The following is a 5,980-nucleotide window of genomic DNA, read 5'->3' on the forward strand; positions in this document are numbered from 1 at the left end:
CTCGGGCGAGTAAGGAAAAGGAGTGTGATGTGAGGGAAATCCGGGAGGCGTTCCGCCGGTTCTGGCCGTTGACGCGTGGTGACCGGAAGTGGCTGGTGGCGATCGTCGCGTGTGTCGTGGTGTCCGCGCTCGCCGAGACCGCCGCGATCCTGCTGTTCGCGGAGCTGACGGACAACGCGCTGAAGGCCGGTTCCCTCGCCGCCTTCTGGGGCCCGGCCGGCGCCTGGCTGGCCGTCGCCGTGCTCGGCGCGCTCGTCGGCTACGCCGGCAACTCGCTCGCGACCTGGACCGCCGAGAGATTCGTCCTGCGGCTGCGCGCCGACGTGTTCCGGCACGTCCAGGATCTCCCGCCGCACTTCTTCCAGAAGCACCGCCAGGGCGACCTGGTGGAACGTCTCACCGGTGACGTCGAGGCCATCGAACAGATGGTCGTCTCGGGAGTCGTCGGCACCGTCTCCGCCGCCTTCTCGGCCGTGTTCTACTCCGCCGCCGCCCTCTGGCTGCGCTGGGACCTGGCCCTCGTCACCTTCTTCCTGGCCCCCCTCTTCCTCCTCGCCGCCCGCCGCTTCGCCGGCCGCATCAGGACGGCCAGCCAGGACGAGCGCATCGCCGACGGCGCGATCACCTCGGTGGTGGAGGAGTCCCTCGGCAACATCGTCCTCACCCAGGCCTACAACCGCCGCCGGGACGAGGAGAGGCGGCTCGACCGGGAGGCCCGCGCCTGGATGCGGGCGAGTGTGCGCGGGGCGCGGCTGAGCGAGATGTACGAACAGTTCGTCGAGGTCGTCGAGACGCTGTGCGTCCTCACGGTGATCGGACTCGGCGTCTGGGAGATCTCCGCCGGCCGGATGTCACTGGGCGCGCTCCTCGCCTTCGCCGCGTTCGTCGGCTACCTCTACCCGCCGATCCGCAGCCTCGGCCGGCTCGGTCTGACCCTGACGGCGGCGACCGCCGGCGCCGAACGCCTCGGCGAGCTGCTGGACGCCGAACCCGCCGTCGCGGACCCCGCCCAGCCGGTGGACGCCTGGCCGGTACGCGGCTGGGTCAGTGTCCACGGCGCGTCCTTCACCTACCCCGGCACGGACCGCGAGTCCCTGCGCGAGGTGACCTTCACCGCGGCCCCCGGCGAACTGGTCCTGATCACTGGAGCGAGCGGCGCCGGAAAGTCCACCCTGTCGAAACTCCTCACCCGCTTCTACGACCCCACGGACGGCGTGATCTGCCTGGACGGCGTCCCGCTGACCGACGTACCCCTCACCTTCCTGCGCGAGAACGTCGCCCTGCTTCCGCAGGAGACGCTGATCCTGCACGGGTCGATCCGCGAGAACATCGAGTGCGGGAGCCCCGGGGCGAGCGACGCGGAGATCGAGGCGGCGGCACGGGCGGCGGACGCGCACGACTTCGTCGCCGCGCTCCCGGAGGGATACGGGACGAGCATCGCCCCCGGCACGGCCACCCTCTCCGGAGGCCAGCTGCAACGGATCGCGATCGCCCGGGCGATGCTGCGCCGGGCCCCCGTACTGGTCCTCGACGAGCCGACGGCCGGCCTGGACTCCATCGCCGCCCGCCGGATCGTCCCGGCGCTGCGCCGACTGATGGCGGGCCGTACGACCATCATGATCACCCACGATCTGAGCCTCGCCCCGGACGCGGACCGCATCCTGGTCGTCGACGGGGGCCACCTCGCCGAGACGGGCACGCACGACGAACTGATGGCGCGGGGCGGGGTGTACGCGAGGCTCGCGGTACCGCTGCCCCCGCAGCCCGGGCCCTACCGCGGTCCCTACCTGCGGGAGGAGACGCTGACGTTGGCCCTGAGGGTGTAGCCCAGCCCGCGGACGGTGTGGATGAGCCGGGGTTCGCCCCGGCTCTCCAGTTTCCGGCGCAGGTACATGACGTACACGTCAAGGGTGTTGGAGGTCGGCTCGAAGTCGAAGCCCCAGACGTCTCGGAGGATCTGCCCCCGGCCCAGCACCTTGTCGGGCCGCCTCAGCAGGTATTCGAGGAGGTTGAACTCCGTCTTGGTGAGGTCGAGCCGACGGTCGGCGCGGGTGACGGTACGGGTTCTCGGATCCAGAAGGACATCCTGGAAGCCGATCCCCGCGAGCTGTGAGGGCGGCCGGGATTCGGGCTGCGGGCATCGACGCAGCAACGCCCTTACCCGCGCGAGGAGTTCCTCGGTGGCGAAGGGCTTCACCAGATAGTCGTCGGCCCCGTTGTCGAGCGCGACGATCCGGTCCCCGACGGCGACCCGTCCGGTGATCATCAGGATCGGGACCGTACACCCGGAGGCTCTTAACCGCCGGGTCGCGGCGAGCCCGTCCAGCACGGGCATCGTGACGTCCATGAGCACGAGGTCGGGTGCGGTGTCCGTTTGGGCGAGGCAGGCGAGAACAGCGCGGCCGTCTCCGGCGAGCACGGTCTCGTATCCCTCGAACCTGAGCACCCGGTCAAGCCCCTCACGTACGGCCGCGTCGTCGTCGGCCAGCAGGATCTTCCGCGCAACCATCCGTCCAACGTGACGTGATGGGCTGTGCCGGGCCTGGGAAAGGGGTGTGCGGGGGCTGGGGAGCGTGCTCCCCAGCCGGTAGTCGCGGGCTGTGCTGTACGACGGTCAGCCGGCCGTGGGTGTCCAGTCGCCCAGCCAGTCGGCGATCTCCTGGCCGGTGGCCTGGGCGTCGGTCAGGATCGGGCGGTCGCTGCTCGCGGCGCCCGAGCCCGCGCCGGTGTTCTTGTACTCGGCGAAGCGGTCGGCCTTCCAGGAGAAGCCGCTCATGTCGGTCCAGGGGGTCGTCCTGATCGCCGCGCTCAGCGAGGTGTTGCGGACGGTGGTCTGCGGGTCGAGGGTCGCGTCGCCGCCCGCGTGCCAGGGGCGGCCGAGGTAGAAGCTGCGGTCGGACACGTCACCGCTCACCGTGGAGTTGGCGATGAGGATGCCCTTGCGGTTCGCTGCGGTGCTGGGAGCCGTGACATAGCCGGCCGAGGTGCCGTTCCAGCGCTTCTTCAGGGTGATGACCGACTTGTCGATCACGGCGGTGGCCCGGCCGAAGATGAAGTCGGTGTTGCCGATGACGTACGAGTTGGTGATGTAGACGCGGCCCAGCTTGTCCTTGGACGCGGTGTCCACCAGCAGGGTGTCCTGGTCGCCGCTGACGATGACGCCGTCGAGCAGCACCTTGTCGGCCGAAGTGCGCAGGGCGACAGCCTGGTTGGCGATGTCCTGGTGCGCGGCCTCGTCGAAGTCGTTGGAGATGGTCAGGTTGCGGGCCTGGAAGTCGTCCGCGTCGACGGCGACGGTCGCGCTGCCGCCGGTGCCGTACGTGCCGGAACCGTCGGGCTTCGGCGTACCGGACGCGTTGTTGAAGACGATCGTGGTGTCCTTGCGGCTGCCGCCGCTGCCCTGGATGGTGACGTGCGGCTTGTTCGACGGGACCTTGACCAGCTCGCGGTACGTGCCCGGCTTGACGGAGATGACCACCCGGGAGGGGTTGTTCGCCGGTACGGCGTTCACGGCGGCCTGCACGGTCCGGTACTGGCCGGAGCCGTCGGCGGCGACGGTGACGGTCGTGGCGGCGGCGGACGTGGTGGTCGCGCCCGACGTACCGCCCGACGTACCGCCCGACGTACTGCTTGCCTTGGCGACGGAACTGCGGGGCCCCGCACCGGACTTGAGGAGGGCGGGCACATCGGCCGCCTTGTCGAGCGTGTAGGCGTAGTACTTCTTCGGGTCCCAGGCCGCGCCCGACCCTCCGCTCTCGTTCTTGCCGGTCGTCCCCGAGAAGACGTTGCCGCGCTGGACGAGCGTGGCGGTGGCGTCGCGGACGACGGGGTTGGTCATGCCCTGGAAGTAGGAGTTCTCCAGGACCATGTTGGTCTTGCCGCGCGAGTAGTTCCCGTACGAGGACTTGATGGAGGTCCCCGCCTCGTCCTCCAGGAAGTTGTTGTAGAGGTGCGCGTGGGCCACGTTGTCGGTGGACGGGTTGCGCTGCTCGGTCTCGCGGACCCAGTTGTGGTGGATCGTGATGTCGGCGGTGGTGTTCTCGGTCCAGCCGATGCCGAAGGCCTTGTTCTCCTGGCTCAGCCTGTTCCAGGACACGGTCAGGTAGGTCGTGTCCTTGCGGCTGTCGATGAGACCGTCGGCCATGTGCCGGATGTCGTTGTGGTCGATCCACACATGGTGCGCGCCGTCCATCTGGATGCCGTCGAAGTCGTGCTCCTTGTCGTTCCAGACACCCTGGTAGGCATCCCGGATGGTCAGATTCCGGATGATGACGTTGTGAACGCCCTGCCCGAGGAAGAACCCACCCCCGACGATCTGCCCGGAGGTCCCGGACCCGATGATGGTCTTGTCGGACTGGACCTTGATCTCCTTGCCGACCGGGTTCATGTTGATGGTCGCCGCGACGACGATGACGTACGGCTCGGACGCCGTCGCGTACCGCTCCAGGTCGGCGAGCGTCTTCACGGTGACGGTCTGACCGTCCCGGCCGCCGTAAGTCCCGTTCTGCCCCAGCGCGTTGACGGAGGCGAAGCCGTTGGCGACATCGGTGACACCGGCGAGCGCGGAGGAAGTGGCTCTGGCCGAGGTGGTGGCGGACGCGGCGGACGCCTCGGGCCGCGCGTCCGCACCGAACACGCCGAAGACCCCGCCGTAGGCCATGGCACCGGCGGAGGTCAGGGCCAGCGGGATCCCTGCGAGCAGTGCGGTCTTGCGGCGGCGGTGACGACTACGACCGCTACGGCCACGGGACTTGCTGCGGGTTTCGCTCACGGCTGCTTCCGATCAAGTGAGGGGTTAACTGGTGTGGGCACCACGTCACTTGGCTGTCGCAGCCGAGGGAGGAAAGGTTGCCGTGCAGGGGAGACGAAGAACGGGGACCGGAGAGGAAACGGAATGATCGGGACGGTGTTCCGTACGGACGACGTACCTGCGGGAGACAGGTTCGACTACTGGCAGGACCTGGTCGGCCGCACGCGCTCGAGCGCACTCGTCAGCGAGCACGCCGCCGACTTCTGGGCGGAGCAGCGGCTGCTGGAACTCGGGCCGGTGGTCGTGAGCCAGATGTCGTTCCTGCCGACTCGCTACCGGCGGACCGCGAAACTGGTGCGCCGGTCCGACCCCGAGTTCTACCATCTGACGCTGCTGATCGACGGCGGGCTCGCACTCGACCACGCCGGGCAGACCAGCACGTTCACCTCACGTGACCTGCACCTGGCCGACAGTTCGCAGCCGTACGACGTCAGGTCGGCGGACGATCGGCAGGGCGGCGTCGTCACGGGGATGGCCGTGGACTTCCCCAAGGCACTGCTGCCCCTGCCGCCGCACCGGGTACGGGAGTTGCTGGGCCGGCGGCTGCCGGGGCTGGACGGGGTCGGCGCGCTCCTGGCGGACTTCGTGGTCGGGCTGGACCGGCAGTCCGGCACCCTGCAGCCGTCCGACGCGCCCCGCCTGGGCGCGGTGGTCCTCGACCTCATGTCGGCCTGGTTCGCCCAACTACTGGAAGCGGAAGCGGCGTTGTCGCCGGAAACCCGGGTACGGGCGACGGCGAAACAGGTCCAGGAGTTCATCCGGCAGAACCTGCACGACCCGGAACTGGCGCCACCCGTGATAGCCGCCGCCCACAACATCTCGCTCAGCTATCTGCACCGCATCTTCCAGCAGCAGAGCAGGGGCGAACCGGTCGCGGCCTGCATCCGCCGCCTCCGCCTGGAGAACGCCCACCGCGACCTGGCGTGCCCCTCGCTTCGCGGTACGCCGATCCACGTCATCGCCGCCCGGTGGGGCTACCAGCGCCCGTCCGACTTCACCCGGGCGTTCCGGGCCGCGTACGGGATGTCACCCAGGGAGCACCGGCAACGGTCGTTGCCCGAAGCCCAGTAGGACGCGAGTAGACGCAGTGCCAAGGAACTGTGGACCGGCTGACAACGACAACAGGGCTACTGACCGGCATTGTTGATTCCGCAACGGGGGAAATCTCGG

Annotated in this window: 4 protein-coding genes; 2 read left to right on the forward strand and 2 right to left on the reverse strand. The window is 69.2% G+C overall.

Going from position 1 to position 5,980, the window contains the following annotated elements; translation table 11 throughout:
• Positions 1-29: 29 nt before the first annotated feature.
• Complete coding sequence (locus STRTUCAR8_RS14560; protein WP_059073175.1) at positions 30-1,826, forward strand: ABC transporter ATP-binding protein; 1,797 nt, start codon at positions 30-32, stop codon at positions 1,824-1,826.
• Here STRTUCAR8_RS14560 and STRTUCAR8_RS14565 read toward each other — a convergent pair.
• Positions 1,784-2,509, reverse strand: a complete 726-nt coding sequence (locus STRTUCAR8_RS14565) for a response regulator transcription factor (protein ID WP_006376511.1) — start codon at positions 2,507-2,509, stop codon at positions 1,784-1,786. The two genes, STRTUCAR8_RS14560 and STRTUCAR8_RS14565, sit on opposite strands and share 43 nt — an antisense overlap.
• Positions 2,510-2,614: 105 nt before the next feature.
• Entirely contained in the window at positions 2,615-4,771 is a 2,157-nt protein-coding gene (locus STRTUCAR8_RS14570) for a pectinesterase family protein (RefSeq protein ID WP_006376514.1), read from the reverse strand.
• Positions 4,772-4,894: 123 nt separating this feature from the next.
• On the opposite strand from STRTUCAR8_RS14570, the gene STRTUCAR8_RS14575 reads away from it, so the two are divergent.
• Positions 4,895-5,881, forward strand: coding sequence for an AraC family transcriptional regulator (locus STRTUCAR8_RS14575; RefSeq protein WP_006376513.1), 987 nt, complete (start codon positions 4,895-4,897; stop codon positions 5,879-5,881).
• Positions 5,882-5,980 lie beyond the last annotated feature (99 nt).

Origin of the sequence: Streptomyces turgidiscabies Car8 (assembly GCF_000331005.1) — a bacterium.
In the GTDB taxonomy this organism is placed as follows: Bacteria; Actinomycetota; Actinomycetes; order Streptomycetales; family Streptomycetaceae; genus Streptomyces; species Streptomyces turgidiscabies.

Coding starts and splice junctions, on each gene's coding strand:
- STRTUCAR8_RS14565 (WP_006376511.1), bottom strand. CDS start 2,509: ATGGTTGCGCGGAAGATCCTGCTGGCCGACGACGACGCGGCCGTACGT.
- STRTUCAR8_RS14575 (WP_006376513.1), top strand. CDS start 4,895: ATGATCGGGACGGTGTTCCGTACGGACGACGTACCTGCGGGAGACAGG.